Source organism: Centipeda sp. (in: firmicutes) (genome assembly GCF_057271695.1).
This window is the reverse complement of the sequence record NZ_DBHIVL010000011.1, coordinates 16,072-42,661: the sequence shown is the minus strand read 5'-3', so window position 1 is coordinate 42,661 and position 26,590 is coordinate 16,072. Positions and strand designations below refer to the sequence as shown.

The following is a 26,590-nucleotide window of genomic DNA, read 5'->3' as shown; positions in this document are numbered from 1 at the left end:
ATACGAAAAGATAGACTGTTGCACAAAGATAAATTTACCTTCGTGCAACAGCCCCGCGTGCATGGTATACTCTGATTGAATCGTAACATTGGCGGCGGAGGATGTGGCGGCAGTGGAGAGCAATCAGCAGAAACTGGCACGCTTGAAGCGGCAGCTGGTTGAGACCAAAAAGCAGATGGATGCGGTTGCGGCAGATATGGATAAAGAGCGCAAAAGAATTCGATACGAGAAGTTTTTGCGTTTCGGTCTCATTGCGGAGGAAGCCGGTATTCTGGATTCCTGCAATGAGAACGACCTATATCTGCTGCTTATTATGAACCGCGAGTATCTGTGCCAGCATGGAAAAATAGTCGAGTCCGGCGGATTTTCCTCCATGCACAATCTAGGTCAACCAAAGATGGAAAGGAAATGATTCTGAGTGGCGAAGAAGAACGCAATGGATCGTCTTGCCAAAAAGCAAGAGCAGTTGGATGATCTGCTGACGAAGAAAAAGGATACTGAGAAGCGTATCGAGAAAATACGAAAAGAAATGAGCGAGATCAACAACGCACAGAATAAAAAATGGACGGATGCGCTGCAAGCTTCTCTGAACAAAAACGGAGACTCGATTGACCTCGCACGTATTCCCGTTGATGATGTACTTGCATGGCTGCAATCACGCTCCAGCGAATTGTCGCCGATGGGATCGCAAGAAGCACCTGTGGAAGAATCTACGGGCGGGACTTCTGAGGAGAATTCTTCTGTGGGCGACTCTGCAATATCTTCGCAAGAGAATGGTTACGAGTCCGAAAATACGATGCCGTAGTTTTTGACAAGAATGTGGCGAGGATGATAGTATATGGAAAAACGGCAGGTATCTCCGGACGAGGTGCGCCGGATTCTAAGCGATCATGACCTGTGGTGGAAAACGAATCACGAATCCGGCCAACAAGCAGATTTTACAAATTGCGATTTGCGTGGATTTGATTTTTGCTCCCCAAATAAGATTCATCCGTTTCACTCCATGATTTTTCGTGGAGCCGACTTATCGGGAGTTTCCATGGAGCGGCTGCATTTTAAGGACTGCGATTTCACGGATGCCAACTTAAACCAAGCCCGCATAACGGGCGTTCGTTTCGAAAGTTGTGATTTCTTAAACGCAAGAGTTACAAAAACTACTATGTTTAATTGCAGAATCGATCAATGCGATATGCAAAGTACACGGTTAGGGGACTCGAGGTTTATTCACTGCCAATTTTTTGATAATGTGCTTCGTGAGGCTAATATCAGCAATGTTTCTACCGAAAAAAATTGCCACATCGAAGGAAATCGTTTTTTGTCAGTAAATCCGGTTGGAGCAGATTTTTCAACTTCCATATTCACTGACAATAGGTTTTTGAATACAACATTTATACGGTGTAACTTTGACGATGCACTTTTTAAGAAATGTGATTTTACACGCAGCGGGTTTATGGACAGCTATATTGAAAAATGTCAGTTCCGACAATCTGATTTGCAAAACCAGTTTATGCAGGTGCAGTTTATTTCCAACAAGGGAGACACTCTTCATATTGCCTGTGATTTAGGATTGCGTACCGTAATCAGCAGAGATCTGTTTGATGATGAACTTCCTATGAAGGTTGATCGTTTTCTCAAAGAGGTTTCGTCCGAGCGTGTATCTACTGACACGGAACGAGCACTTAAAGACATCCTGATTACGTTGGGAAAAACATTTCAAGAAGCGTGCAATAAGTATAGAAACACCAATAATAATGTAAGATGATAGGAGATGTTGATATGCAGTATTGGGTAGATGCAAAACGGCTGAACGATTTTATTAACATGCGTGGACTTACCATCGAACAGGTAGAAGCTGAGTGTCATGTGAAAAAGCGGCACGATCTTTTTATGAAACTCGTAACCGAGGGCGGTCCAACACGAGATTTATTTTTGCTGGGAGATATTGGGCGAGCTATTGATGTGCCAACCCCTGAATTTGCTAAAGCTCACATAGGTGAAGAGGGGGACAACTCGAACGATGTTCAGGTTTTACAGGCACAAAAATCATGGCCGCTCGATTATGACGAGAGTCATTATATTGACCAAAGTATAGGGCTGGAAAAGCTGAAGGAATATAATTTGATTTAGGGAAACAAAAATTTGACGTTCGTGTTCATGGCAACGATTTGTATCGTTGCATTAAAGGCATAAGAAAACCCGCCTGACCCTGGCAAGTTTCGGCGGGTTTCTCGTTAAGCATGTATAGGGGGCTGACCGTTTACACGATAGCACCTTTTCTGTATCTATTATACGACATCGTTCCCTCATCATCAAAGCATAATTTTGGCACTTGAAAAATGATAGGATTTTCACGCTCCTTTTCGGGATATACTTATCCTGAAAGGGGCTTTGTATATGCGACTGTTTATTGCCGAAAAGCCAAGTCTAGGCCGAGCGATTGCAGAAAATCTTGGAAAGGGAGTTTCCAAAGACGGCTGCATCGAGATAAACAACGGTCAAGACATTGTTACCTGGTGTTTTGGTCATATTTTGGAGCAATACGATCCAGGCGAATATGACGAACGCTACAAAAAATGGATAATGGAGGATCTCCCCATCGTTCCTGAACAGTGGAAGCTAAAAGTCAAAAAAGAGGCTGCAAAGCAATTTAAGATTATCAAGGAGCTTACAAAAAAAGCGGACTACATCATCAATGCCGGGGATCCTGATCGTGAGGGGCAGCTGCTGATTGATGAGGTTTTGCTCCATATCGGAAACAAGAAGCCAGTGAAACGAATTCTTCTGAACGCACTGGATCAGAAAAGCGTGGTACAGGCGCTTGGAGACTTGCGCGACAACAAGGATTATATCGGTCTCCGCGACAGTGCCCTCGCTCGCAGCCAGGCAGATTGGCTCGTCGGCATGAATCTTTCACGCGCCTATACGATCAAGAGCCGGGATGCTGGGTATGATTCCGTTGTTCATGTTGGTCGCGTCCAAACGCCGACGCTTGCTCTCGTTGTACGCAGGGAAGAAGAAATACAACATTTTAAGCCGACAACACACTATGCGCTGCAGGTGATCTGGCAGCATGAAAACGGTCAGATTCCAACCATGTGGAAGTTCAAGCCGGATATGGAAGGGCTTGATTCGGAGAATCGGCTGCTTTCAAAAGATATTGCGGATGGTCTTCTTTCAAAAATCCAGTCAGCGGCGAACCATGGAGATGGTGCGCAGATTGTTGTTGTCGAGCAAAAGAAAAAGCAGGAGGGACAGCGCCTTCCATACAGTTTGTCCACGCTGCAGGTGGAAGCAGGTCGGAAATACGGTCTGACACCGCAGCAGGTGCTTGACACAATGCAGTCACTCTATGAGATGAAGCTGACAACATATCCGCGATCAGATTGCGAATATCTTCCGACCAATCAGATGGGCGATGCACTCGTTATTCTAAAAAATATGGGGAACATCGAAGAAGATCGTCTGGCCGAGTTTGCGCAGTGTGCTGATCCGCAGATTGTATCTCGTGCATGGAATGATGCGAAGATCTCTGCGCATCACGCTTTAATCCCCACTACTGTTCCTGTGGACATGGCAAAACTGTCCGATGAGCAAAAGAAACTCTACCTTCTTGTGGCCAGAGCTTACCTTGCACAGTTCTATCCAATCCACGTCTACCAAGCAACAAAAGTTGTGATCTCTTGTGCGGACGAGGAATTTGCAGGAAACGGAAAAACTATCCTGACAATGGGCTGGAAGGAAATCTACCAGAAGGATAAAAAGGATTCGGATGACAATGATGAGGAGGCTCCTGTCCTTCCAGCCGTTGCAGAAGGTGATGTCGTACGTTATGAACAGGGGACAGTCAAGGAGAAAATTACAACACCGCCGAAGCGTTTCACAGATGCTACGCTACTTCAGGCAATGAAGGAGATCCATAAATACGTCAAGGATAAGGAGTTGGCAGCAAGCCTAAAGGAGTGTAAAGGGATCGGCACAGAGGCAACGCGTGCTGGAATTATTGAGGGACTGAAGAAAGCCCGTTTTGTCACAACAGAGAAAAAATTTCTCGTCCCTACTGACATGGGGCGCATGGTCATATCCATATTGCCGGACAAAATTACATATCCAGATACAACGGCATTATGGGAGGCCGATCTGGATCGCATCGCAGATGGATCTATTCCTCTGAATTCTTTTTTGACGAAGCAAGTCGATATTCTCAATTCATTGCTTACTGATGCGAAGAATGTGCAGATGCAGACCAACAAGGATCTTCCAATATGTCCAAACTGTGGAAAGACAATGCGTCTTCGTAAAGGAAAGTTGGGTAATTTTTGGGGGTGCTCTGGCTACCCGGACTGTAAAACGACGGCACCAGATAAAAAAGGAAAGCCTGATTTCACCGTCAAGAAAGAAGAACGGCATACAGATAAATGCCCATCCTGTGGAAAGAAATTACGTCAAATCAAAGGAAAATTCGGGACGTTCTGGTCATGTGAGGATCGGGAGGGCTGCAATGCTACATTTGCAGACCATAAGGATAAGCCTGTGATTGTGAAGTGTCCTGGATGTGGAAAGGGGTATTTAAGAAGAGCTGAGAGTAAGAAGAAAAAAGGTGCGTATTTCTGGTATTGCTCTGATCGCTGCGGAGCAGCCCCAATCTGGGATAAAAGTGGTCTTCCAGATCTTCCATGACGGAGACATGGTACAGAAGGGAGGAGGTGAGATATAATGGTGCATATAGCTATATATGAATGCCCAAACTGCGGGCATCGTCAGGATCATTCCGGCGCATGCGATAAATGTGGCACACAGACGAAATGAGGAAGCTGTGCTCATAACCTGTTAGGAGAAAATCTGAAAACCATCAGACAGCTTCCTAATAGTTTATGAAAATATCATAATTGCATCATAACTCATACTAAAACCTTCATATACATACATCAAATCTGTTTTCAGTTCGTAAAAGTATCACAATAATTCTTAAACTATTCATAGGAGGAGCATCATGAATATAGTTGCATTAAGCGGTCGTCTCGGAGCGGAAATCAGCGAACACATTACGCAGAGTGGCAAATACGTTATTCATTTTCCGCTTGCTGTTCGTAAGAGCTTCAAAAAAGATGAAAAGGGAAATTATCCCGTCAACTATTTCCAGATCGAGGTATGGGGAGCGTTGGCAAAAACTTGCAAGGAGCACTTATCCAAGGGACAGCTTGTCAGTGTATCCGGTCGGTTGGACGCAAAGTCTTATGACGATAAAAAGGGACAAAAGAGATACGCAACGATGGTTGTTGCAGCTACAGTGGACTTCCTGACACCGAAACAGGCATCTATGGTTGATGCAAATGCACTCAATTCTATGGCAACGGATCCAGATGAGCTGATCCAGGAGGAGGAGCTGGGGGATGAATCTCTCTTCCGGCAAGTCATGTCTTCCGATGACGACGATATTCCTTTTTGACAAGGAATCCTCTGACCCTCATTTGACCCCTAAAATCCAGAAAAAGATGGAGAATATGGAGAATCCGTAGAATAGAGAGAATGAAAAGGGCTGAAATACAGGGGTTGCAAAACAATGTTAATATGGTATAGTTGAGCTCGAATGAAGTTAATTCAGACGCGCCATCTTGATGCATCTATCTTATGAAATGAGGTTATTATGAGCATACGAGGTGTAGTATTTGATGTTGACGACACGCTGTACGATATGGCGCAGCCTTTCTATGCAGCCATGAGAAGGCTTTATGGGGAGCGCGCCGAGTTCGACCTGCCCGCACTTTTTCTGTCATTTCGTCAATACAGCGATGAGCGGTTTGAGGAATCGCAGACCGGAAAAATCAGTATGGATGAGTTCTACATCTACCGCATCCGTATGACACTCCAGGAGGCCGATGTTCAGACGACGGATGCGCAGGCACTTGCATTTCAACGTGTCTACATGGGGCTTCAGTATCAGATTAAACTGTCGCCGATCATGGTGCGGCTGTTGACCGATCTCCGCACACGCGTGAAGCTCGGTATCATCACAAATGGTGAGTCCGCCCATCAGCGAAAAAAAATCGCCTCCCTCGGCATTTCCAAATGGATGAAGGAGGAGACGATCATCATCTCAGGCGATCATAAATTCCACAAACCGGATCAGCGTATTTTTCAGCTGATGGCGGAGCGTATGGAGGTGGATGGGGCACAGCTTCTCTATGTCGGCGACGCTTTTGATCTGGATGTCGTAGGCGCTGTAGAAGCAGGATGGAATGCGGTCTGGTTCAATCGACGCGGCCGAAGTGTACCACAAACCGCAGCAGGGCTTTCTTTTTCCGAAGTTCCCTCAGAGGAAAAGCTGCTCTCGATGGTTATGAAGGCGGTACGCGGGTAGGCAATCAATTCATTGAAATAAATGAAAGGGGCTGCTGCATGAGTTATGTGTGGTGTCAATTTACATAAAACCACCGTGGATCAAGGGTTGACAGCACCACACGAATATGCTATTATCCACTAACGTAGGCGTATAGCCTGGTTGGGCGTGAGCCCATCCCCAACCGCACGACGAGGTCATCGAATCGGTCTTACCGAACCGTAGTCGGCGAGTAACCATATAGGGAGGTGTTTTCATGTATGCAATCGTAAAGACGGGCGGCAAGCAGTACAAGGTCGCTGAGGGTGATACCATTTTTGTGGAGAAGCTTGAGGCGGGCGAGGGCGAGGCTGTCGTTTTCGATCAGGTTCTCACTGTTGTGAGCGAGGGCAGCGTCAAAGTCGGTCGTCCGATGGTGGATGGCGCGAAGGTGACTGCTAAGGTCGTGGCACACGGCAAGGGCAAGAAGATCCTGGTCTTCAAGTACAAGGCGAAGTCCAATTACCGCAAGCGTCAGGGTCATCGTCAGCCGTTCACGAAGGTCGTTATCGAGAAGATCGAGGCGTAATGCGTGATTTTGGTTGAAATCCTCACGAATGAAAATGGATTGATAACGGGGTATCGTGTCACCGGACACAGCGGCACGGCGAAGCACGGACGGGATATTGTCTGTGCCGGTGTATCTGCTCTGACCCAATCTGCGCTTCTTGGTATCATGGAGCATCTGCATCGCACCGTCAACTATGACATTGCGAGCGGAAATCTCGAAATGCGGCTCATCGAGTCACCGAATGATTGTACCGAAGCGATTCTGCGGACCATGTATATGGGACTTGCAGAGATTGAAAAGATCAGTCCAAAGGGTATTCAGATTCAGGAAGTAAAGGGGTGAACAGATTGTTCTCGTTTGATTTGCAGCTTTTTGCACATAAAAAAGGGGTCAGCTCGACCCGCAATGGTCGCGACAGCCACTCCAAGCGTCTTGGCGTGAAGGAGCAGGCAGGCACGCACGTGACAGCAGGCAGCATCATCGTTCGTCAGCGTGGCACGCATTTCCATCCTGGGCACAATGTCGGCATTGGCAAGGACGATACGATCTTTGCAAAGATTGACGGCAAGGTTGCCTTTGAGCGCAAAGGGCGTCATCAGCGCCAGATCAGTGTGTATCCGCTTGCGGAGGCCGCTGTATAACTTTGTCATATGTGGATGCCTGTGCCCGTTATGGGTACAGGCTCTTTTAGAAGCTGTTTTCACAAGTGAAATGCTGCACTTGCGAAAGCAGCTTCTTATGTAGGGGGACATATGCAGTTCATAGACCGCGCACAGATCACGGTGAAGGCAGGAGACGGCGGACACGGAAAATCCGCATTCCGCCATGAAAAATTTATGCCAAAAGGCGGTCCGTCGGGCGGAGACGGCGGACGCGGTGGGGATGTCATTTTCCGCGCCGACCGCAACCTGAATACGCTCCTCTCGTTTCGTTTTCATCGTAAGTTTAACGCGAAGAACGGTGAAAACGGCGAACATAAGAACCAGTTTGGCAGAAACGCGCAGCACCTCTATGTCGATGTCCCGCCCGGTACGATTGTGATGGATGAGGCGACGGGGGAGGTACTTGCCGATCTCACCGAAGTCGGCATGGAGGCTGTAATTGCACGAGGTGGACGCGGCGGACGCGGCAATGCAAAGTTTGCAAATTCTGCAAACCGTGCCCCCTCCTTTGCCGAGTTCGGCGAGCCGGGCGAAAGCCGCAAGCTGCGGTTGGAACTGAAACTGCTTGCCGATGTCGGTCTTGTCGGCTATCCGAGCGTCGGTAAGTCGAGCCTCGTTGCATCCTGCTCTGCCGCACGCCCTGAGATTGCAGACTACCATTTTACCACATTGACGCCCGTGCTCGGTGTTGTGCAGACGGACTATGAAAAGAGCTTCGTCATGGCAGATATCCCGGGACTCATTGAGGGAGCCGCAGATGGCGTGGGGCTGGGGCACGATTTCCTGCGTCATGTGGAGCGCACGCGCCTGATTTTGCACATCGTCGATGCCTCCGGCATTGAGGGGCGTGATCCTGTCGAGGATTATTACAAGATCAACAAGGAACTTGCGCGCTACAGTGAGAAAATTGCAAAACGCACGCAGATCCTCGTCGCGAATAAGATTGACCTGCCATCTGCCGAGGAGCATTTGCCGCGTCTGAAAGATCTTGCCGAGCGTGAGGGGATGGAGTTCTTTGAAATTTCCGCTGCAACACACACAGGAGTGCAGGAACTCATCGATCACGTTGGTACATGGCTGGATGACTATGTGCCCGAACCCGAAGCAGAGGACAATGATGTTGCCGTATTCGATCAAAATGCCGAAGATGACGAGAAGGTAACGATCTCACGCAATGATGCAGGAGACTTCATCGTGTCCGGCAAGGCACTCGAAAAGCTCGTTGCCATGACAAACTTCAACAACGATGAAGCTGTTCGTCGCTTTCAGTATATCTGGCGTCTCAAAGGCTTGGACGAAAAGCTGCGCGCACGCGGTATCAAAGAGGGCATGACAGTTCGTATCGGGGATATGGAATTCGACTATCAAGACTGAGAAATGGAGGAAAGGATTTGCTGCGAAACACGCTGACCAGTAAGCAGATTCGGAAACTGCGCTCACTCGGCATGACGGAGGAAGCCATCGTCATGATCGGCAAGGAAGGTGTGACACCGACGGTCGTCGCCTCGGCGCGTGAGGCCATCAAGAAACGCGAGCTCATCAAAGTTCGTGTCCTGCAAAATGCACCGGACGAGCCGGAGGATGCGATCACCATGCTTGCAGAGCGGGCAGACGCGAACCTCGTGCAGGTCATCGGCAGAAACGGTCTCCTCTTCCGACGCAACTTTGATAAGCCAAGGATCGAACTATGAATGCAAGAGCGCGTCTGCGTGAGGCAAAACGCATTGTTGTCAAGGTGGGGACGAGTACCCTCACCCATCCATCGGGCGGGATGAATCTTCATCGCATGGAGCATCTCGTACGCGAACTCATTGACGAGGCAAATCAAGGGAAGGACATCCTGCTCGTTTCCTCCGGCGCGATTGCCGCAGGAATGAACACACTTGGGCTCAAGGAGCGTCCTGCAAACATTCCTGCGCGGCAGGCACTTGCTGCAATTGGGCAGGGGGCACTTCTGCACATCTATGAGAAGTTCTTTCACGAATACGGACGGACAATGGCACAGATCCTCCTCACAAAGGAGAATGCCGCACGCCATCACCAGTATATGAACTCACGCAATGCGCTCCTCGCACTCCTTGGGATGAATGTCATCCCCGTCATCAATGAAAATGATGCTGTTGCCGTCGACGAGATCAAGATCGGGGACAATGATAATCTGTCGGCTGTCGTCGCCGCGCTTGTTGATGCGGATGCGCTCATCATCCTTTCGGATATTGACGGTGTCTATACAGCGAACCCGCGCACAGATGCGTCAGCACGACTCATCTCTGAGATTCCGGAGATCACGCCGGAGATTGAGCAGATTGCCGGCGGTGTCGGCTCTGCGCAGGGAACGGGCGGTATGCAGACCAAGATTGAAGCTGCAAAGATTGCCCAGAATGCCGGTGTGACAATGGTGATTGCACGTGGCGATGAGGACGGTATCATCCGTTCCATCCTGCGCGGCGAAGAAATTGGCACCCTGTTTCCCGCACGTGAAGCGCACCTCAAGACCCGCAAGAGCTGGCTTGCATTCGGAAAGCGTCTCACAGGTGAGATTCTCGTGGATGAGGGTTGTATTGCCGCCATGCGGCGCGGAGCAAGTCTGCTGGCGGTCGGTGTGACAGCGGTATACGGTGACTTCTCAGCAGGTGAGACAGTGCGCGTCCTCAGTCCCGCAGGACAGGAGATCGCACGTGGCATTACAGCATATGATGCCGCAGATGTGATGCGTCTGATGGGACACAGAACAACGGACTTTCATGAGCTTGTGGCAGATGGTGCACATGAGGAGATCATTCATCGGGACAATATGGTTCTGATGGTATAAGGAGTGTTCATGGTGATGGAGCAGGAGATTCGTGCGCAGGCAGAGACAGCAAAGGCAGCATCCTATCGCCTTGCAGCACTTCGGACGGACGCACGCAACAAAGCACTCTGCGCAATGGCAGATGCCCTGATGGCACACATAGACAAAATCCTCCATGAAAACGCAGCAGATGTGGAGGATGCCAAAACATCCGGGATGCGTGCTTCCTATCTGGATCGTCTGCGTCTTGACGAGGCGCGTATCGCCTCTATGGCAGAAGGGCTTCGTTTGACCGCCGCTCTCCCTGACCCGCTGGGAAGAGAGGACTACTCGGTGCGCCGTCCGAACGGGCTTGAGATCCGTCGTATGCGCGTGCCGCTTGGTGTCGTCGGTATGATCTACGAAGCTCGTCCGAACGTGACGGCAGATGCGATCGGACTCTGTCTGAAGTCCGGGAACGCCGTTCTCCTGCGCGGCGGTTCCGATGCGCTGCGCTCGAATCTTGCCATCGCAGAGGTGCTTTCGCACGCCGCCTATGCGGCGGGGATTCCGCAGGGAGCAATTCAGCTGCTCGCGATGAAGGAACGCGCCGCCGTCGATGTCATGACACATCTGACAGGACTGCTCGATGTCATCATCCCGCGCGGCGGGGCTGGTCTAATTCGCCGCATTGTCGAGAGCAGCACCGTCCCTGTCATAGAGACAGGAGCCGGTGTCTGTCATATCTATGTGGATTGTGCGGCAGATATCCCGATGGCACTCCACATTGTCGAAAACGCAAAGGTTTCGAGACCCTCTGTCTGCAATGCCGCAGAGACCCTTCTGGTACACGAAAAGATTGCGGAGGTTTTCCTTCCACAAATGGCGCACATCCTCCATGCGAATGGTGTAGAACTGCGCGGCTGCCCGAAAACGTGTACAATTCTCTCGGACATTGCGGCGGCAAGCGAGGAGGATTGGTCTACGGAATACGGCGACCTCATCCTGTCAATTCGCATGGTCACAGATATGGAGGAGGCAATCGCACATATCAATCAATACAATACGGGGCACTCCGAGACCATCGTCACCGATGACATTCGTGCGGCACATGATTTTCAGCAGCGCATCGATGCTTCGACAGTCTATGTGAATGCCTCTACACGCTTTACGGATGGCTTTGAATTCGGCTTTGGCGCAGAGATCGGCATTAGTACGCAGAAACTCCATGTACGGGGTCCGATGGGACTTGAAGCCCTGACGAGTACAAAGTATCTTGTCTACGGCGAGGGACAGGTACGCTGACGATGTTTGCTGCGACAACGAGGACGTGCTACAAATGCACCGCCTGATTGGATATCTTCGGACACTGTGTCAATATACGGCAACGGCAAAGGGACGACATGATATTCTCGACTATCTGTATGCGGTTGTCACGTTTTTCATCATCACCGCTTTGGTACTCGTGATTCTTCAATTTGTGAGGTAAGCAGAGATGGGAAGCCGCATTGGAATTATGGGCGGAACATTTGACCCCATTCATATGGGACATCTCATCACAGCAGAGATGGTGCGCTCGGCAGCCTGCCTGGACAGGGTTCTCTTTATCCCGTCTGCGCGTCCGCCGCATAAGGATGGAACGCGCGCAGCGTCCCCCGAAGATCGGCTTGCCATGGCAGAGTGTGCCATACAGGAAAATCCGCGTTTTTCGGTATCGGATATCGAACTGCGCCGTGAAGGGCCTTCCTATACGGTGGATACCATTGCGGAGCTCCAACATCGACTGGACGGAGCGGAGCTCTTCTTTATTACCGGAGCGGACGCAATGAACGATCTCTATCGTTGGCATGAGCCGAAACGCCTGCTGTGTTCCTGTCAGTTCATCGTGGCGACGCGGCAGGGCGTTCCACTCGATGAGCTCCTGCTCGCAGAAAAATTTACGGCAGAGGAGCGCAGTCACATTCAGGTGCTGCCAACGCCGCATTTGGAAATCTCCTCAAGTGCGATTCGCACACGCATCCGTGTGGGACTTTCCATTCGACATCTGGTGCCGCGTGCGGTAGAAGAATATATTGAAGACAGGGGGCTGTATCGTGAGCATGACAAAGAGCTATGAGGAGATGCGTGCCATTCTTGAGCAGCAGCTCACCCCAAGCCGTTACAAGCACTCTCTGGGGGTTGCTGAGACAGCGGCGACAATGGCGCGCCGTTTTGGCATGAACGAAGAACGCGCACGCGTGGCGGGCCTCCTGCATGACTGCGGTCGTGTCTATGAGACATCTGAACTGCCAAAAGAGGCACGTCGTCGCGGAATTCCCATCGGAAAAATCGAATCTGCCACGCCGCTTTTGCTCCACGCCTATGTGGGGGCTTATCTGATTTACGAGGTCTATGGAATTAACGATGCCGTGATTGCACAGGCGGTCTGGCGACATACCGTCGGCGGCACGAACATGACGGCACTGGACAAGATCATCTACTATGCCGATATGATCGAGCCATCGCGCGCCTATCCCAAAGTGGAGCATTTGCGCGAACTCGCGCGTACGGCCTCGCTGGATGAAATGATGCTGGTCGGACTGACGGAGTCCATTCTCTTTGTTGCACAGAAGGGTGGGCTCATTCATCCGGATACCGTTACGGCACGAAATGAACTTCTTCTTGAGCGACGCTGAATGATTCTATTGCATGGATAGAGAGGGGGGGATGATGTCGGAATACGACGCAGAGGAACTTGCTGCTCAATTACAAAGTGAAAACTCACGTGAAAATATCAACAAGCGCCGCAGTCAGCGAAAACGCAAACGCCGTATGGCATTTCTGCGCGGCATTATTCGCCTCATCTGCACTATTATCCTCCTTGCAGCACTCAGTATCGGAGGATACTACGTTATCGGATGGGGAGTACAGGCGTACCGTGATGTGCGCGATATGTATGAGGCATACCTGATCCGTCAGGAAGCAAATCGCGGAGAGGTTGACGTTCGCTTTGACGGCTATACAAATGTACTGGTACTCGGTCTGGATGATGCGGTCAATATGGATGACGACGAGGAAAAACGAGCCGATGCAATTCTCCTCATCAGCATGGAGAATGCAACGGGCAAAGTGCGTATCCTCAACATCCCGCGCGATACATGGGTGGTCATGGCGCAAAACAAAGGCGAAACCAGACTTGCCAATGTCTACGCCATTGGCGGAGCCCCCCTGATGGTACGGACGATCAACCAGATGTTTGACATCTCCATTCATCAGTACGTTATCATCGATCTTGCGACATTTGCACAGATTGTGGACACGGTCGGCGGTATCGACCTCTATATCGAGCAGAACATGGACTATGACGATCCCGAGGCGCAGCTTTCGATCCATATGCGGCAGGGGTATCGCCATCTAGACGGAAAGAGCGCAGAGCACTATCTGCGCTATCGGAGCGACGACCTCGGCGATCTCGGGCGGACACAGCGGCAGCAGAAATTTGTCAAGGCATTCTATGCCAAGCTCCTGCGCGTCGATACACTGCCAAAGATCCCGACCATCGCAGATATCCTGAAACAAAATGTCACAACCAGTGCGGAGCTCTTCGACTCCGTTCACATTGGCAATGTCATTCGGAAACTGAGCAGCGATCCGCCGCGCACAATCATGCTGCCCGGTGATTTCTCACGAAGCGATGATACCATCTGGATCATGGATCGCGCGGCAACGGATGAAATTATTCATGAACTTTTCCCGCCGGAGACAGCGGGTACGGAGTAACAGGAGGGAACAGCTTGACAGAGCAGGAAAAATGCCGTGTGATTTGCGCGGCGGCAGATGAAAAAAAAGCACGCGATATCGTGCAGATGGACATGATCGGTCTGATGTCAACGAATGACTATTTTGTCATCTGCTCGGCGAATACCGCCACACAGGTACGCGCAATTACAGATAACATTGAGAAAAAAATGGAGGAAGCGGGGATTTCATTTCTCCACATGGAAGGCTATCGTGAAGGAGAGTGGGTTCTGCTCGACTACGGTGATACCGTCGCGCACATCTTCCAGCAGGACGCACGCGAATACTACGCGCTGGAACGCCTGTGGGGCGATGCCAAGCTGACGCCATACGAGGAATAGGAAAGATGCAGGAAAGAACGCGAAAAATGGGGTATAACCAGCGCCCATGCAAATACGGTCCGAGTCAGGTCGCCGAACTCACCGCCGTACGAGAGAGTGAACTTGGCGTATTTTTGGATGCAGAGACCGGGAACACCAGTGACGACATCCTGCTGCACCATGTTCAGCAGACAGCCCCCGTCAAGATTGGTGATCGCGTTCGCGTCTTTCTTTACCTCGATCCAAAACGCCGCCTCACTGCGAGCATGCGGACGCCCCGCATGAAGGAGGGGCAGGTCGCTCGTCTGCGCGTCATCAACGTCACAAAGGAAGGTGCGTTTCTTGATGTCGGGGCTGAGCGCGGTATCTTTCTCCCCTACGCAGGGATGCGAGGCCGCCCCCAGGTCGGTGAGACCGTCTGGGCAAAGCTCTATACCGACAAATCAGGACGCCTTGCCGTAACCATGGAGGTCGAGGATGAGCTGCGCCGCGCCTCACGTCCCGCAAAAGGCGTGCGTGTAGGAGACCGCCTGAAGGGTTCCGTCTACAATATTACGGAACGCGGTGCATTTCTCTTTACCGAAGAACGCTATATTGTCTTTATCGACCACCGCGAGATTCCCAAACGGCCGCGTGTCGGCGAAACTGTGGAAATGCGTGTGACCTACCTGCGTGAGGACGGGCGACTGAATGCCTCCCTACGACCACCAAAGGAAACGGCACAACAGGAGGATGCAGATCGGCTCCTCGCTCTCCTGAACGAACATAACGGCAGGATGCCTTATACCGATGCAACATCGCCGGAGGTCATTCAGGACCGCTTTCATATCAGCAAAGCATCATTCAAGCGCGCGCTTGGCCGATTGCTGAAGGATGGGCTCATTGAACAGCGTGATGGATGGACATATTTATCCGAGAAAAACAAAAAGTCCTAGTTTTTTATCAAAACAGGCAGGATTTTTTTCCTGAAGGGCGAATAGAGAGCTTAGCAAACAATGTTTACAAGCATGGGGGAGAGAGATAAATGCCAGAGACGGTTGCAGAAGAGAGAAAAGGTATCCTGCTTGAGACAGGAACGAACGAGTTTGAGATTGTCGAGTTCAGCATTGGGAAGGTGAACTACGGCATCAACGTTGCAAAGGTCCGTGAGGTCATTACGCGCACCCCGGTCACAGCAATGCCTGAGGCACATCCCTATGTCGACGGACTGTTTACGCTCCGCGGCAAGGCAATCCCGCTCGTCAATATGGCGCGGTGTCTGAATCTCCAGACGGCAGATGAGCTCCAGAACATCATCGTTACGGAGATCAACAACTACGATATTGGCTTCCTCGTCGGCAGTGTCTACCGCATTCACCGCATTTCGTGGAAGAATATGGAGCCGGCACCGAATGTCGGTGAGGGATCGCGTGTCGTCGGTATCATCAAGATGGAGGATCGCATTGTTCTCCTGCTTGACTTTGAGACCATCATTGCTGAGATCAACCCGGAGATCAACCAGAAGCTCACAACGGTCACGGAGGCAACACAGGATGCCAAAACGCGTCGTGGTACAGCACATATCGTGGTTGCAGAGGATTCCAAGATGCTGCGTGACCTCCTTGTGAACACATTACATGAGGCGGGCTACAAGTTCATCCGCGACTTCGGAAACGGGCAGGATGCATGGGATTACTTGCAGGATCTTGCACGCAAGAATGGTCCGATTGAAAACCATGTACGCATCATTATCTCCGATGTTGAGATGCCGAAAATGGACGGACATCGTCTGCTCAAGCTCGTGCGCGAGGATAACCGTCTGAGCGAGGTTCCGCTCGTTCTCTTCTCCTCCCTCATCAGTGAGGAGATGAAGCGCAAGGGCGAAAGTCTCGGCGCATCCGGACAGGTGTCAAAGCCGGAGATCAACCAGCTTATCGATCTGCTGGATACGCTCATCTTTGGCGAGCCGCTTCATGATGCCATCAATGAAAACTAAATTCGGGTAATATAAGGACTGCTGTACTTCTGTACGGCAGTCCTTTTCGTTCTATTGACATGACTCTAAAATCTCGTTATCATAGAGGTTAAGGAGATGGTAAAATGAAGGTAGCAGTCCTCATGGGAAGCGACTCCGACTGGCCAATCTTAAAGCCGGCGGTGGAGCTCCTGAAACAATTTGGCATCGAACCGGTGGTCAAGGTTGCCTCGGCGCATCGCACGCCCTCCATTGTGCGTGATTTTGTCATGGAAGCCGACCACAACAAGGAGTTTGCGGCATTCATTGTGGCGGCAGGAGCTGCGGCACATCTTGCAGGTGTCGTAGCAAGCTACACGATCAAACCCGTCATCGGTATCCCCGTCAATGCAACACCGCTGAACGGCATGGATGCGCTGCTCAGCACGGTACAGATGCCGTCGGGGGTTCCCGTTGCGTCCATGGCGATCAACGGTGCAAAGAACGCCGCAATCTTTGTCGCGGAGATTCTTGCAGTGTACGATTCTTCCATTGCAGAGGCCTTGATGGACTATCGTGAAAAGATGGTACTTGAAGTCGAGGCAAAGGCAGATCGGGTTGCAGCACAGCTGTAAACACATTAATGCACATAGGATAATGTCCTGTATTTAGGGAAGCACTGATAAATTCAGCCGCGCCATTTTGACGGACTTCATTTTATCAGCGATTCCTTAGGAGAAATGGAAAGGCAGGCCGAATAATGGAGCGCAAAGAGGCTCTTTACGAGGGTAAGGCAAAGATTATCTATGCAACGGATCATTCCGATAAATACCTCGTATACTATAAGGATGATGCAACCGCCGGCAACGGTGCAAAGAAGGGAACGATTGCCGACAAGGGTGTCATGAACAACAAGATGACGGCATTCTTCTTCGATCTTCTTGCCAAGGAAGGAATTCCTCATCACTATATCTCCATGCCGAGTGACCGTGAGATGATTGTCAAGAAACTCACGATCATCCCACTTGAGGTCATCATCCGTAATGTTGCCGCAGGTTCGCTTGCTCAGCGTCTCGGACTTGAGGAAGGTGTTCCGATGCCGTTCCCGATCATTGAGTACTGCTACAAGAACGACGATCTCGGCGATCCCATGCTCAACCGCTATCATATCCGTGCGGTGAAGATTGCAACAGATGCTGAGCTGGACGAGATTGAACGCATGTCCCTGAAGATCAACGATGTCCTTACGAAGTTCCTCAAGACCAAACGCGTCGACCTCATCGACTTCAAGCTCGAATTTGGCAAAGATGCAAACGGGAATATCATCCTTGCCGACGAGATCTCTCCGGACAACTGCCGTTTCTGGGACAGTGATACGAAAGAGAAGCTGGATAAGGATCGTTTCCGCCGTGATCTCGGCAATGTAGAGGATGCCTATAAGGAGATGCTCCACAGGCTGACGGGAGAAGCATAAGAGAGATGTACGAAAAAGTGCCAAAGTGGAAGGAAGAATGCGGCATCTACGGTGTGTACTCCCATGCGGAGGACGTGTCCGAAATGACGTATCTTGGTCTCTTTGCGCTCCAACACCGCGGACAGGAGAGCGCGGGCATCGCACTCACGGATGGCTATTGGATCGATGTCAAAAAGGGCATGGGTCTGGTCAGCGAGGTATTCCGTGAGCAGCTGCCTCATCTCGATCATGCTAAAATCGCCATTGGACACGTCCGCTATGCGACGACGGGCTTCAGTCTTGCTGCAAACGCTCAACCTCTGCGCGTCAACTACGCAGGTGGAGCACTTGCCTTGGCTCACAACGGCGACCTTACGAATGCTGCGCTGATTCGCCGCGATCTTGAAAGCAAAGGGACGGTCTTTCAGACAACAATTGATTCCGAGGTGTTTGTTCATCTCATTGCACGCTCACAGAAGACTTCCATCGAGGAGCGCATCCTTGAGGCAGTCAGTGTGGTGCGCGGTGCTTTCTGTCTTTCGATCATGACAGAGGACAAGTTGATCGGCGTGCGTGACCCACAGGGCTTCCGACCACTCTGCATCGGACGGACAACGGATGGCGGATGGGTTCTGTCCTCAGAGACCTGCGCCCTTGATGTCAACGGTGCCACATTCGTGCGCGATGTATTGCCGGGTGAAATGGTCGTCATCGACAGCGACGGGCTCAAGTCCTATCGCTTTTCCAATGGGGAAGACATCGCTTCCTGCATCTTCGAATACATCTATTTTGCGCGCCCGGATTCCATCATTGATGGGCAGTCCGTCCATGCGGCACGCTTTGAGATGGGACGCGTTCTTGCACGCGAGTCCGGTTTTCGCGGCGATGTCGTCATCTCTGTCCCGGACTCCGGCACAACTGCAGCGACCGGTTTTGCCTATGAGGCAGGCATTCCATTTGCCGAAGGGCTGATCAAGAACCGCTACATTGGACGCACATTCATCCAACCGACGCAGAAACAGCGCGATGCGGCAGTCAAGCTGAAACTGAGCCCCGTACGTTCCGTTGTGGCAGGAAAGTCGGTCATCATGGTGGACGATTCCATCGTGCGCGGTACGACGAGCGGAAAGATTGTGCGACTGCTGCGAAATGCCGGAGCGCGTGAAATTCACGTCTGTATCAGCAGTCCACCGATTACCGATCCGTGCTACTATGGCATTGATACATCCATCCGCAAAGAACTGATCTCCGCGACCAAGAGCGTGGAGGAGATCTGCGAATTCATCGGGGCTGATTCACTCCATTTCATCTCAATCGAAGGGCTGCGGCAGTGTGTTCCGGCACTCAATCCGGATCACATGTGCTACGCCTGCTTTAACAACAACTATCCTGTTCCCGAAGAGGATGCGACGCTCGACGAGGATGATAAGCTCATACTCGAGCGGAGGCGGATTGCACAGCGTGAAAGGGGGCTTTGAGAGCCGATGGAGAGAATGACCTACCGTGATGCGGGCGTTGATATCGATGCAGGAAACGAGTCTGTATCTCTGATTAAGGATGCCGTCCGTGCGACCTATCGCTCGGAGGTGATGGGTGATCTCGGCGGCTTTGGTGGGCTGTTTGCCCTGAATACCAAGGACTATAAAGAGCCGGTTCTCGTATCGGGAACGGACGGTGTCGGAACGAAGTTGCGTCTCGCTTTCCTACTGAACAAACACGATACGATTGGGCAGGACGCAGTCGCGATGTGCGTCAACGATATTCTCGTGCAGGGGGCAGAACCTCTTTTCTTCCTCGACTATCTTGCCGTCGGCAAACTCGAGCCGATCCAGGTTGCCAAGGTTGTTACAGGTGTTGCGCGTGCCTGCAAGGAGTCCGGCTGTGCCCTGATCGGCGGTGAAACAGCAGAGATGGCGGGGTTTTATCCCATAGGAGAATACGATATTGCAGGGTTCTCCGTGGGCGTTGCAGAACGCTCCAAGCTCATTACCCCCGCTCGTGTAAAAGCAGGCGATGTCCTGCTCGGTCTGCCGTCGTCAGGGGTACACTCAAACGGATACTCCCTCGTACGCAAAATTGTCTTTGAGCGCAAGGGCTTCAAAGGCGATGAGTATATGGAAGAACTCGGTCAAACCATTGGCGAGGAACTGTTGACTCCGACGCGCCTCTATCCGCGCATCTGTCTGCCGCTCATTCGAGAGTTTGATATTCACGGCATGGTGCATATCACAGGCGGCGGTTTCTACGAAAATATCCCACGCGCCCTGCCGGAGCATATGGGGGCAGAGGTAAACGGTGCAGCATGGACAATCCCGCCGGTCTTCCGCCTGCTACAGGAGTGGGGGAATGTTGACTGGACGGAAATGTACCGTACATTCAACATGGGGATCGGTATGGTACTCATTGTTTCATCGGACGAAGCGGATCGTATCACCGCTCAGTTGAATGCGCAGAATGAAACGGTATACCACATCGGTCATGTAACAGAAGGGGCGCATGAGGTCGTCATCAAGGGCGGTGTCTTTGATGCGTGAGGAAAAGCTTGGCATACTCTGCTCGGGACGCGGTTCCAATCTGGCATCGATTATCGAGGCGATTGAGCGTGGAGAAATTCCTGCTGAAATTGCGGTCGTCATCGCAGACAAGCGCGATGCCTATGCACTCGAACGCGCGCGGACGAAGGGGATTCCCGCCGTTGCCGTCGTCTATCGGGACTATGCGGATCGTGCGGACTTCGAGCGCGCCATGCTGGATGAGCTGCATGCCCACGGTGTAACCCTCGTAATTCTTGCAGGATTCATGCGGATTCTCTCTCCCGTTTTCGTACATGCGTATACGGGTCGTATCTTGAACATCCACCCTGCACTCCTGCCGAGCTTTCCGGGAGCACATGCCCATCGTGACGCACTTGCTTACGGCGTGAAGGTCAGCGGCTGCACCGTTCACTTCGTGGATGAAGGAATGGACTCCGGCCCCATCATTCTACAGGCGTCCGTTCCTGTGACGGAGGACGATACCGAGGAAACACTTGCGGCACGTGTTCTGGAACAGGAACATCGGATATTCCCGGAAGCAATCAAACTCTATGTGGAAGACAGACTGCGTACGGATGGGCGAAGGGTTCACATCCTGCCCGCCGCTGAAGGAGGATCATTATGAAGATAAAACGTGCTCTGATCAGTGTATCCGACAAGACGGGTGTGGTGGAATTTGCACGCGTACTGCATAAAGCAGGAGTCGAGATTGTCTCCACGGGCGGAACAATGAAGGCACTCCGTGAGGCGGGTATCCCTGTCATCTATGTCAGCGATGTAACAGGCTTCCCCGAGATCATGGACGGACGCGTCAAGACTCTGCATCCATTCGTGCATGGCGGTATTCTTGCCGTCCGTGGCAATCAGACACATGAGAAGGCATTGCGCGAGCTGAAAATTACGCCGATCGATCTCGTTGCAGTCAATCTCTATCCCTTTAAGGAAACGGTTGCAAATCCGAATGTCACACTTGCTGAGGCAGTTGAGCAGATTGACATCGGCGGTCCTGCAATGATTCGCGCTGCAGCGAAAAACTTCAAATTTGTCACCGTGATTACAAACCCAGCGCGCTATGCGGAGATTGCGGAGAAAATCGAGAAAGACGGCGCGGTCGACGGCATGACACGGATGCGTCTTGCACATGAGGCGTTTGCCCATACTGCTGACTATGACAGCGCAATCAACGCATATCTTGCCGGGCAGTTGGAAAAATGAGGAAGACGACGTGAACATTCTTGTAATCGGATCAGGCGGTCGCGAGCACGCGCTTTTCTGGAAACTCAAAGAGAGTCCGTTGACAGACAGCATCTATGCCCTGCCCGGAAACCCGGGAATGGGGGAGCAGATTGACATCTCTGCGACGGACAACGATGCAATCCTGAAATTTGCCAAGGAGAAAGAAATCGGACTTGTGGTCGTCGGTCCCGAGATTTCTCTCACAAATGGGCTTGTGGACGAGCTCGAGAGTGCAGGGATTCGTGCATTTGGTCCACGCGCAAATGCGGCAGAGCTTGAGGGTTCAAAATCCTTCGCAAAGGATCTCATGAAGAAGTATGGGATTCCAACAGCACGTTACGAAGTCTTTACTGAGGCAGAACCTGCGCGCGCATATATTCGCAAAGAGGGCGCGCCAATCGTTGTCAAGGCAGACGGCCTTGCCGCAGGGAAGGGCGTCATTGTTGCCATGTCGGAGCAAGAAGCACTCGATGCCATAGATACAATCATGGAGGATAATACCTTCGGCAAGGCGGGAACACGCGTCGTTATCGAAGAGTTTATGGAGGGGGAGGAAGCATCGCTGCTTGCCTTCACCGACGGGAAGATCATCCGTCCCATGATTAGCGCGCAAGATCATAAGCGTGCTCTTGACGGAGACAAGGGGCCAAACACGGGCGGAATGGGCACCTATGCGCCAGCCCCTGTCATGACACCGGAGATGACGGAACGTGCAACAGAGGAGATTCTGAAACCGACAATTGCTGCCATGGCAAAAGAGGGCAGAGTCTATCGAGGCTGTCTTTATCTCGGTCTGATGATTACAAAGGACGGACCAAAGGTCGTCGAGTTCAACGCACGCTTTGGTGATCCCGAGACACAAGTAGTTCTGCCTTTGCTCGATGGTGACCTCGTCCAGATCATGTGCGCCTGTTCTGATGGAACACTCGCGGATGTGCCTATACATTGGAAAAGTGGGGCAGCCGTCTGTGTCGTCTTGGCGGCAGGCGGATATCCTGCATCCTATGAAAAGGGGCATGAGATTTGTGGCATCAGAGCTGCAGAGGACACGGGCGCGCTTGTGTTCCATGCAGGGACGGCGGAGCAGAACGGCAAAATCATCACGAACGGTGGGCGCGTACTTGGGGTCGTCGGCATGGGGGAAGACATCACGTCTGCGGTGAAAAAATCCTATGCCGCAGTCGAGAAAATATCCTTTAAGGATGCCTATTATCGTAAGGACATTGCACATCGTGCATTAAATCGCTAGTTATAAAAAAGTTGGGGTCGCCGTTATCTTTCGGCGCCCCTTATTTTTATGCAGAAATTATCAGTGCTTCCCTAGATTTATATTCACAAATTGTTGACAAGTATTATCATTCTGTGATAGTTTTGTTAAATTGGAATACGGGGATAAACAGGGAGATGGTAGCGTGCTGACATCCTATGACAAAAATTATCTGAGAATAGGCCTTCCTGCTGCACTGGAAGGTGTCCTGATGATCTTTCTGAGCAATGCGGACATCATTATGGTTGGCAGCCTGGGAACGGGTGCCATTGCTGCCGTCAGCATCTTTTCACAGCCACGCATGATGCTCCTGACGGTCGCACGTTCGGTCGCGGCGGCCGTCACCATACTAATTGCGGAACGATTTGGCCGCGATCAGCACGATGCCTATGGTGATATTCTCAAAAAAACAATCGTTCTTGTTTTTGTCGTCCTTGGACTCGCACATATCGGGTTCTTCATCTATCTCGATCCAATTCTCCTGTGGATGGGAGCACAGAAAGACTATCTCTCCGACGCGATGATCTACGGGCTCTGGACGCTGCCCGCTGTCTTCATCACCTCCATGACGACGCTCATGCAGGCGGTCATGTTTGGACGCGGGGAGTCCATGCGTGTCCTCTCGATCAACATACAGGGAAACGTCGTCAACGTCATCCTCAATGCACTCCTGATCTTTGGTCTTGGACCATTCCCACAACTCGGTGTTCTTGGTGCTGCACTTGGAACAATCGGCGGAACACTTTGGTCATTCTACCTCACCCTGCGTGTACTCTATGCATGGGGCATCTTTGCGCAGGGAAATTATCGTCTGACGCGCGTCTATCTGCGTGAATTCCTCAGCGTATTCGGTGGTATCTTCAGTGAGCAGGGATTTGAACGCATCGGCATGGTCGTCTATACCCGCATGGTTGCGGAACTGGGGACGATTCCGTATGCCATCCATGCAATTGCAATGAACTTCTGTGATTTCTATTACAGCTTCTGCAATGGGATGGGAAAGGCAAGCACGGTTCTCGCCGGACACAACAGAGACAGCCACAAGCAGAATGAATGGCGCCGCTATCTCTGGACAGGGATGCGTTGGGGTCTGATTTTCTCCATCATTGTATTCCTCATAACCTTCTTACTGCGTGAGGAAATCTTTGCCGTCTATGCACGTGATGCAGCTCTCCTTCCTCTTGGCAGCCTGATTATCGCATACGTCGCAGCGGTCAGTTTTCCCGAGGCGTACCAGATGGTCTGTGCCGGTATTCTGCGTGCAAGCGGAAAGACAACACAGGTAGCAGCCTATTCCTTTATTAGCATAACGGTACTGCGGCCAATTATCACCTATATTTTCCTCTGTAAGTACAATATGGGACTTGAGGGTGCATGGCTTTCACTGGCACTCGATCAGAGTATGCGCGCCATCTGTGCAGCCATACTCCTGCGCAAGGTATATCATGAAAGAAATTCCAAGCATGCATTGAATCCATGTTAAGAAAAAATCAAGATGAAGTACAAGGGACTTTCTGGCTGTCCAAATACAATAATCTGAAATAGGTGTCTTGACAAGTATATCTAATATGGATATACTACGTTTGGACTTATGTTGAAAACTGAATATATGACGTTGCGAGTGTCGACGGATGAGTATTACTTTGTACGCATTCTGTTGAGCGATGAGAGGAAAATGGGTGGAATGCCCATGCTGTCCCGCAGCCGTAAATAGGGAGTGGTCTTCCACAGGCGCAGAGCCTGTGCCTGTAAAAAGTCACTGGGGTGTAAATAAACATCTTGGGAAGGCGGAAGAACGCGCTGATCTATGAGCCGGAAAGCCTGCTCGCAATAAGATTCATTGATGGACTCACGAGAGATGGGGAGATGGATGCACGATTTTCAGCACTGGGGGAGTGTTGCAAGGTCGTTGTTTTTTGTGTGCATTCTTCTTCCTGTCTCAAAAGAGACAGGAAGTTTTATTTTGCAAATGACAACAAAGGAGTTGGGGAGTTGAGTGCAAAAGCAATCCTGATGCGTCTGGGGCAGATGATCATTACTCTGCTGGGGGTCAGTTTTCTGACGTTCAGTCTGACATTCATTGCACCGGGCGATCCTGTGGATGCAATTCTCGAGACAGGCGATACGATTGTCTCACAGGAGACAATTGAGCAGACCCGCCACGAGCTGGGGCTGGATCGACCGTTCCACGAACAGTATCTCAGTTGGCTGAACGGTGTGGTACACGGGGATATGGGGCGTTCCTACTCGGCAAAAATGCCAGTGCAGGAAAAACTGCTGCAGAATCTTCCAGGAACACTGCTGCTTGCAGGCACGGCAGTGGTGATGATGCTCTTGATCTCCATTCCGGCAGGAGTGATTTCGGCACTGTACCGGAATCGATGGCCGGATCAAGTCATACGATTCTTCACCTTTCTCGGTGTCTCCATGCCGAGCTTCTGGGTAGGACTTATTCTGCTCTATGTGTTCGGTCTGAAGTTAGGGCTTTTCCCGATTGCAGGCGGAGAAGTCAGCCTTGATCGTATGATTCTCCCTGCCTTTACACTTGCCATCCTGCTATCGTCGAAGTATACGCGGCAGGTACGTACGGCAGTGCTTGAGGAGCTCGGACAGGACTACGTTATAGGTCTCAAGGCACGCGGCATGTCGATGCAGCGCATCCTCTGGCGACACGTTCTGCCGAATGCCTTCCTGCCGCTCATCACACTGCTGGGCCTTGCCATTGGCTGGCTGCTCGGCGGCGTTGCCGTCATTGAGATTGTCTTTTCGTGGCCGGGCATCGGACGCGTTGCTGTGCGTGCGATCGAAATGCGCGACTATCCGCTCCTGCAGGGCTTCGTCCTCTGGATTGCAACGCTCTATATGTTTGTGAATCTCATCGTTGATATATCCTATGCGTATCTTGATCCGAGGCTCAGGAAGGGGGCGAAGTCATGACGCGGGATCAACTGCTGTTTCGTATCTATACAGGCATCATCCTGCTGATTGTGCTTGTCGCTATCTGTGCGCCGCTGATCTCGTCATACGATCCGTATGAGTCGCAGATTCAGAATTCACTTCTGCCGCCATCCGCTGAGCATTACTTCGGCACAGACAAGCTCGGACGCGATATCTTTACGCGTATCCTCTATGGTGCACGCATCTCTATCACGATGGCACTGATCGTTGTGATTATTTCGGGTGGTCTTGGGACATTGATCGGTGTGATCTCTGCCTATGTCGGCGGCAAGGTTGACAATGCCATCATGCGTCTGACCGACGTGTTCCTTGCATTTCCTGGCATCGTCCTTGCCATTGCAATTGCAGGTGTGCTCGGCGGCAGTGCAGTCAACGCAGTTCTCGCCGTTGTTATCGTGGGCTGGACAAAGTATGCGCGTCTTGCGCGCAGCCTGACCCTCAAGGTAAAACAGCAGGACTATCTCTCTGCAGCGATTACGAGCGGAACACGCCCGATTGCGATGATTCGTCGGCATATCCTGCCGAATATCATACCGATCATCATTGTGACCGCCGCACTTGACATCGGCGCACTCATGATGGAACTTGCAGGTCTCTCCTTCCTCGGATTTGGCGCACAGCCGCCGACACCGGAGTGGGGGCTCATGCTGAATGAGGGACGTCAGCTGATTCAGACGGCACCCTGGCTTATGATTTTCCCAGGACTTGCAATTGCTTCTGTGGTTGCAATCTTTAATCTATGGGGAGATAGTCTGCGGGATATTATGGACCCGCGCAAGGCAAATTAAAGGAG

Annotated in this window: 31 protein-coding genes and 1 riboswitch; all 31 genes read left to right on the top strand. The window is 51.3% G+C overall.

The genetic code is table 11. From position 1 onward, the window contains the following. The first annotated feature begins 88 nt into the window (after window positions 1-88). The 31 genes from ACO6BQ_RS03320 to nikC all read left to right on the top strand — a co-directional run bounded on the left by ACO6BQ_RS03320 (window position 89) and on the right by nikC (window position 26,585). Entirely contained in the window at window positions 89-412 is a 324-nt protein-coding gene (locus tag ACO6BQ_RS03320) for a hypothetical protein (RefSeq protein WP_489119504.1), read from the top strand. A 6-nt stretch (window positions 413-418) separates the two neighbouring features. Beyond that, window positions 419-805, top strand: coding sequence for a hypothetical protein (locus ACO6BQ_RS03315; RefSeq protein ID WP_489119503.1), 387 nt, complete (start codon window positions 419-421; stop codon window positions 803-805). Between the two features lie 33 nt (window positions 806-838). Then, window positions 839-1,762: a pentapeptide repeat-containing protein gene (locus ACO6BQ_RS03310; protein WP_489119502.1), complete on the top strand. Its 924-nt coding sequence runs from the start codon at window positions 839-841 to the stop codon at window positions 1,760-1,762. Between the two features lie 14 nt (window positions 1,763-1,776). After that, window positions 1,777-2,127, top strand: coding sequence for a hypothetical protein (locus tag ACO6BQ_RS03305; protein ID WP_489119501.1), 351 nt, complete (start codon window positions 1,777-1,779; stop codon window positions 2,125-2,127). Between the two features lie 267 nt (window positions 2,128-2,394). Next, window positions 2,395-4,677 carry a DNA topoisomerase 3 gene (locus ACO6BQ_RS03300; protein ID WP_489119500.1) on the top strand — a complete coding sequence of 761 codons (2,283 nt, stop codon included), beginning with the start codon at window positions 2,395-2,397 and terminating at the stop codon, window positions 4,675-4,677. Window positions 4,678-4,713: 36 nt separating this feature from the next. Further along, a complete protein-coding gene (locus ACO6BQ_RS03295; RefSeq protein WP_489119499.1) occupies window positions 4,714-4,806 on the top strand; it encodes a DUF7129 domain-containing putative zinc-binding protein in 93 nt (30 codons plus the stop codon). 184 nt (window positions 4,807-4,990) lie between these two features. Further along, the gene (locus tag ACO6BQ_RS03290; protein ID WP_489119498.1) at window positions 4,991-5,446 is read left to right on the top strand and encodes a single-stranded DNA-binding protein; all 456 of its coding nucleotides are present in this window, start codon (window positions 4,991-4,993) and stop codon (window positions 5,444-5,446) included. A gap of 198 nt (window positions 5,447-5,644) precedes the next feature. Then, the gene (locus tag ACO6BQ_RS03285; protein WP_489119497.1) at window positions 5,645-6,358 is read left to right on the top strand and encodes an HAD family hydrolase; all 714 of its coding nucleotides are present in this window, start codon (window positions 5,645-5,647) and stop codon (window positions 6,356-6,358) included. Between the two features lie 235 nt (window positions 6,359-6,593). Continuing rightward, window positions 6,594-6,905, top strand: coding sequence for a 50S ribosomal protein L21 (gene rplU, locus ACO6BQ_RS03280; protein ID WP_314663675.1), 312 nt, complete (start codon window positions 6,594-6,596; stop codon window positions 6,903-6,905). Window positions 6,906-6,908: 3 nt separating this feature from the next. After that, the gene (locus tag ACO6BQ_RS03275; RefSeq protein WP_489119496.1) at window positions 6,909-7,229 is read left to right on the top strand and encodes a ribosomal-processing cysteine protease Prp; all 321 of its coding nucleotides are present in this window, start codon (window positions 6,909-6,911) and stop codon (window positions 7,227-7,229) included. Beyond that, window positions 7,226-7,528: a 50S ribosomal protein L27 gene (gene rpmA, locus ACO6BQ_RS03270; protein WP_006691870.1), complete on the top strand. Its 303-nt coding sequence runs from the start codon at window positions 7,226-7,228 to the stop codon at window positions 7,526-7,528. The genes ACO6BQ_RS03275 and rpmA overlap by 4 nt, the downstream gene beginning before the upstream one ends. 111 nt (window positions 7,529-7,639) lie before the next feature. Next, window positions 7,640-8,923 carry a GTPase ObgE gene (obgE, locus tag ACO6BQ_RS03265; RefSeq protein ID WP_489119495.1) on the top strand — a complete coding sequence of 428 codons (1,284 nt, stop codon included), beginning with the start codon at window positions 7,640-7,642 and terminating at the stop codon, window positions 8,921-8,923. 17 nt (window positions 8,924-8,940) lie between these two features. Next, entirely contained in the window at window positions 8,941-9,240 is a 300-nt protein-coding gene (locus ACO6BQ_RS03260) for a YhbY family RNA-binding protein (RefSeq protein WP_006691872.1), read from the top strand. Beyond that, entirely contained in the window at window positions 9,237-10,361 is a 1,125-nt protein-coding gene (proB, locus tag ACO6BQ_RS03255) for a glutamate 5-kinase (protein WP_489119494.1), read from the top strand. The genes ACO6BQ_RS03260 and proB overlap by 4 nt, the downstream gene beginning before the upstream one ends. 9 nt (window positions 10,362-10,370) lie before the next feature. After that, window positions 10,371-11,624, top strand: coding sequence for a glutamate-5-semialdehyde dehydrogenase (locus ACO6BQ_RS03250; protein WP_489119493.1), 1,254 nt, complete (start codon window positions 10,371-10,373; stop codon window positions 11,622-11,624). 190 nt (window positions 11,625-11,814) lie between these two features. Then, entirely contained in the window at window positions 11,815-12,435 is a 621-nt protein-coding gene (gene nadD, locus ACO6BQ_RS03245) for a nicotinate-nucleotide adenylyltransferase (protein ID WP_489119492.1), read from the top strand. Beyond that, window positions 12,419-12,994, top strand: a complete 576-nt coding sequence (gene yqeK / locus ACO6BQ_RS03240; protein ID WP_489119506.1) for a bis(5'-nucleosyl)-tetraphosphatase (symmetrical) YqeK — start codon at window positions 12,419-12,421, stop codon at window positions 12,992-12,994. The genes nadD and yqeK overlap by 17 nt, the downstream gene beginning before the upstream one ends. A gap of 34 nt (window positions 12,995-13,028) precedes the next feature. Then, complete coding sequence (locus tag ACO6BQ_RS03235; RefSeq protein ID WP_489119505.1) at window positions 13,029-14,078, top strand: LCP family protein; 1,050 nt, start codon at window positions 13,029-13,031, stop codon at window positions 14,076-14,078. A gap of 14 nt (window positions 14,079-14,092) precedes the next feature. Beyond that, window positions 14,093-14,437: a ribosome silencing factor gene (rsfS, locus tag ACO6BQ_RS03230; RefSeq protein ID WP_489119491.1), complete on the top strand. Its 345-nt coding sequence runs from the start codon at window positions 14,093-14,095 to the stop codon at window positions 14,435-14,437. Between the two features lie 5 nt (window positions 14,438-14,442). Continuing rightward, window positions 14,443-15,351, top strand: a complete 909-nt coding sequence (locus ACO6BQ_RS03225; RefSeq protein ID WP_489119490.1) for a CvfB family protein — start codon at window positions 14,443-14,445, stop codon at window positions 15,349-15,351. A gap of 89 nt (window positions 15,352-15,440) precedes the next feature. After that, window positions 15,441-16,391: a chemotaxis protein gene (locus ACO6BQ_RS03220; RefSeq protein WP_489119489.1), complete on the top strand. Its 951-nt coding sequence runs from the start codon at window positions 15,441-15,443 to the stop codon at window positions 16,389-16,391. A 104-nt stretch (window positions 16,392-16,495) separates the two neighbouring features. After that, window positions 16,496-16,984: a 5-(carboxyamino)imidazole ribonucleotide mutase gene (gene purE / locus ACO6BQ_RS03215; protein WP_489119488.1), complete on the top strand. Its 489-nt coding sequence runs from the start codon at window positions 16,496-16,498 to the stop codon at window positions 16,982-16,984. 125 nt (window positions 16,985-17,109) lie between these two features. After that, window positions 17,110-17,823, top strand: coding sequence for a phosphoribosylaminoimidazolesuccinocarboxamide synthase (purC, locus tag ACO6BQ_RS03210; protein ID WP_489119487.1), 714 nt, complete (start codon window positions 17,110-17,112; stop codon window positions 17,821-17,823). A 5-nt stretch (window positions 17,824-17,828) separates the two neighbouring features. After that, window positions 17,829-19,280: an amidophosphoribosyltransferase gene (purF, locus tag ACO6BQ_RS03205; protein WP_489119486.1), complete on the top strand. Its 1,452-nt coding sequence runs from the start codon at window positions 17,829-17,831 to the stop codon at window positions 19,278-19,280. A gap of 6 nt (window positions 19,281-19,286) precedes the next feature. After that, window positions 19,287-20,336: a phosphoribosylformylglycinamidine cyclo-ligase gene (gene purM / locus ACO6BQ_RS03200; RefSeq protein WP_489119485.1), complete on the top strand. Its 1,050-nt coding sequence runs from the start codon at window positions 19,287-19,289 to the stop codon at window positions 20,334-20,336. Continuing rightward, window positions 20,329-20,961, top strand: coding sequence for a phosphoribosylglycinamide formyltransferase (gene purN, locus ACO6BQ_RS03195; RefSeq protein WP_489119484.1), 633 nt, complete (start codon window positions 20,329-20,331; stop codon window positions 20,959-20,961). The genes purM and purN overlap by 8 nt, the downstream gene beginning before the upstream one ends. Further along, window positions 20,958-21,551, top strand: a complete 594-nt coding sequence (locus tag ACO6BQ_RS03190; protein ID WP_315452559.1) for an IMP cyclohydrolase — start codon at window positions 20,958-20,960, stop codon at window positions 21,549-21,551. Before purN ends, ACO6BQ_RS03190 begins: the two co-directional genes overlap by 4 nt. A gap of 10 nt (window positions 21,552-21,561) precedes the next feature. Continuing rightward, the gene (gene purD / locus ACO6BQ_RS03185; protein WP_489119483.1) at window positions 21,562-22,821 is read left to right on the top strand and encodes a phosphoribosylamine--glycine ligase; all 1,260 of its coding nucleotides are present in this window, start codon (window positions 21,562-21,564) and stop codon (window positions 22,819-22,821) included. Window positions 22,822-22,984: 163 nt separating this feature from the next. Beyond that, window positions 22,985-24,322: an MATE family efflux transporter gene (locus tag ACO6BQ_RS03180; RefSeq protein WP_489119482.1), complete on the top strand. Its 1,338-nt coding sequence runs from the start codon at window positions 22,985-22,987 to the stop codon at window positions 24,320-24,322. Between the two features lie 121 nt (window positions 24,323-24,443). Continuing rightward, window positions 24,444-24,682: riboswitch (cobalamin riboswitch) on the top strand. Window positions 24,683-24,831: 149 nt separating this feature from the next. Continuing rightward, window positions 24,832-25,776 carry a nickel ABC transporter permease gene (gene nikB, locus ACO6BQ_RS03175; protein ID WP_489119481.1) on the top strand — a complete coding sequence of 315 codons (945 nt, stop codon included), beginning with the start codon at window positions 24,832-24,834 and terminating at the stop codon, window positions 25,774-25,776. Further along, window positions 25,773-26,585, top strand: a complete 813-nt coding sequence (gene nikC / locus ACO6BQ_RS03170; RefSeq protein ID WP_314663725.1) for a nickel transporter permease — start codon at window positions 25,773-25,775, stop codon at window positions 26,583-26,585. Before nikB ends, nikC begins: the two co-directional genes overlap by 4 nt. The last annotated feature ends 5 nt before the right edge of the window (window positions 26,586-26,590 follow it).

What these genes read in the sequence shown, in the direction of transcription:
- ACO6BQ_RS03225 (WP_489119490.1), top strand. Translation starts at nt 14,443, where the DNA reads ATGCAGGAAAGAACGCGAAAAATGGGGTATAACCAGCGCCCATGCAAA.
- ACO6BQ_RS03190 (WP_315452559.1), top strand. Translation starts at nt 20,958, where the DNA reads ATGAAGATAAAACGTGCTCTGATCAGTGTATCCGACAAGACGGGTGTG.
- proB (WP_489119494.1), top strand. Translation starts at nt 9,237, where the DNA reads ATGAATGCAAGAGCGCGTCTGCGTGAGGCAAAACGCATTGTTGTCAAG.
- ACO6BQ_RS03305 (WP_489119501.1), top strand. Translation starts at nt 1,777, where the DNA reads ATGCAGTATTGGGTAGATGCAAAACGGCTGAACGATTTTATTAACATG.
- purC (WP_489119487.1), top strand. Translation starts at nt 17,110, where the DNA reads ATGGAGCGCAAAGAGGCTCTTTACGAGGGTAAGGCAAAGATTATCTAT.
- ACO6BQ_RS03250 (WP_489119493.1), top strand. Translation starts at nt 10,371, where the DNA reads ATGGTGATGGAGCAGGAGATTCGTGCGCAGGCAGAGACAGCAAAGGCA.
- ACO6BQ_RS03220 (WP_489119489.1), top strand. Translation starts at nt 15,441, where the DNA reads ATGCCAGAGACGGTTGCAGAAGAGAGAAAAGGTATCCTGCTTGAGACA.
- ACO6BQ_RS03235 (WP_489119505.1), top strand. Translation starts at nt 13,029, where the DNA reads ATGTCGGAATACGACGCAGAGGAACTTGCTGCTCAATTACAAAGTGAA.
- nadD (WP_489119492.1), top strand. Translation starts at nt 11,815, where the DNA reads ATGGGAAGCCGCATTGGAATTATGGGCGGAACATTTGACCCCATTCAT.
- ACO6BQ_RS03300 (WP_489119500.1), top strand. Translation starts at nt 2,395, where the DNA reads ATGCGACTGTTTATTGCCGAAAAGCCAAGTCTAGGCCGAGCGATTGCA.
- ACO6BQ_RS03310 (WP_489119502.1), top strand. Translation starts at nt 839, where the DNA reads ATGGAAAAACGGCAGGTATCTCCGGACGAGGTGCGCCGGATTCTAAGC.
- nikC (WP_314663725.1), top strand. Translation starts at nt 25,773, where the DNA reads ATGACGCGGGATCAACTGCTGTTTCGTATCTATACAGGCATCATCCTG.
- ACO6BQ_RS03290 (WP_489119498.1), top strand. Translation starts at nt 4,991, where the DNA reads ATGAATATAGTTGCATTAAGCGGTCGTCTCGGAGCGGAAATCAGCGAA.
- purM (WP_489119485.1), top strand. Translation starts at nt 19,287, where the DNA reads ATGGAGAGAATGACCTACCGTGATGCGGGCGTTGATATCGATGCAGGA.
- yqeK (WP_489119506.1), top strand. Translation starts at nt 12,419, where the DNA reads ATGACAAAGAGCTATGAGGAGATGCGTGCCATTCTTGAGCAGCAGCTC.
- ACO6BQ_RS03295 (WP_489119499.1), top strand. Translation starts at nt 4,714, where the DNA reads ATGGTGCATATAGCTATATATGAATGCCCAAACTGCGGGCATCGTCAG.
- obgE (WP_489119495.1), top strand. Translation starts at nt 7,640, where the DNA reads ATGCAGTTCATAGACCGCGCACAGATCACGGTGAAGGCAGGAGACGGC.
- ACO6BQ_RS03285 (WP_489119497.1), top strand. Translation starts at nt 5,645, where the DNA reads ATGAGCATACGAGGTGTAGTATTTGATGTTGACGACACGCTGTACGAT.
- rplU (WP_314663675.1), top strand. Translation starts at nt 6,594, where the DNA reads ATGTATGCAATCGTAAAGACGGGCGGCAAGCAGTACAAGGTCGCTGAG.
- purF (WP_489119486.1), top strand. Translation starts at nt 17,829, where the DNA reads ATGTACGAAAAAGTGCCAAAGTGGAAGGAAGAATGCGGCATCTACGGT.
- purE (WP_489119488.1), top strand. Translation starts at nt 16,496, where the DNA reads ATGAAGGTAGCAGTCCTCATGGGAAGCGACTCCGACTGGCCAATCTTA.
- purN (WP_489119484.1), top strand. Translation starts at nt 20,329, where the DNA reads ATGCGTGAGGAAAAGCTTGGCATACTCTGCTCGGGACGCGGTTCCAAT.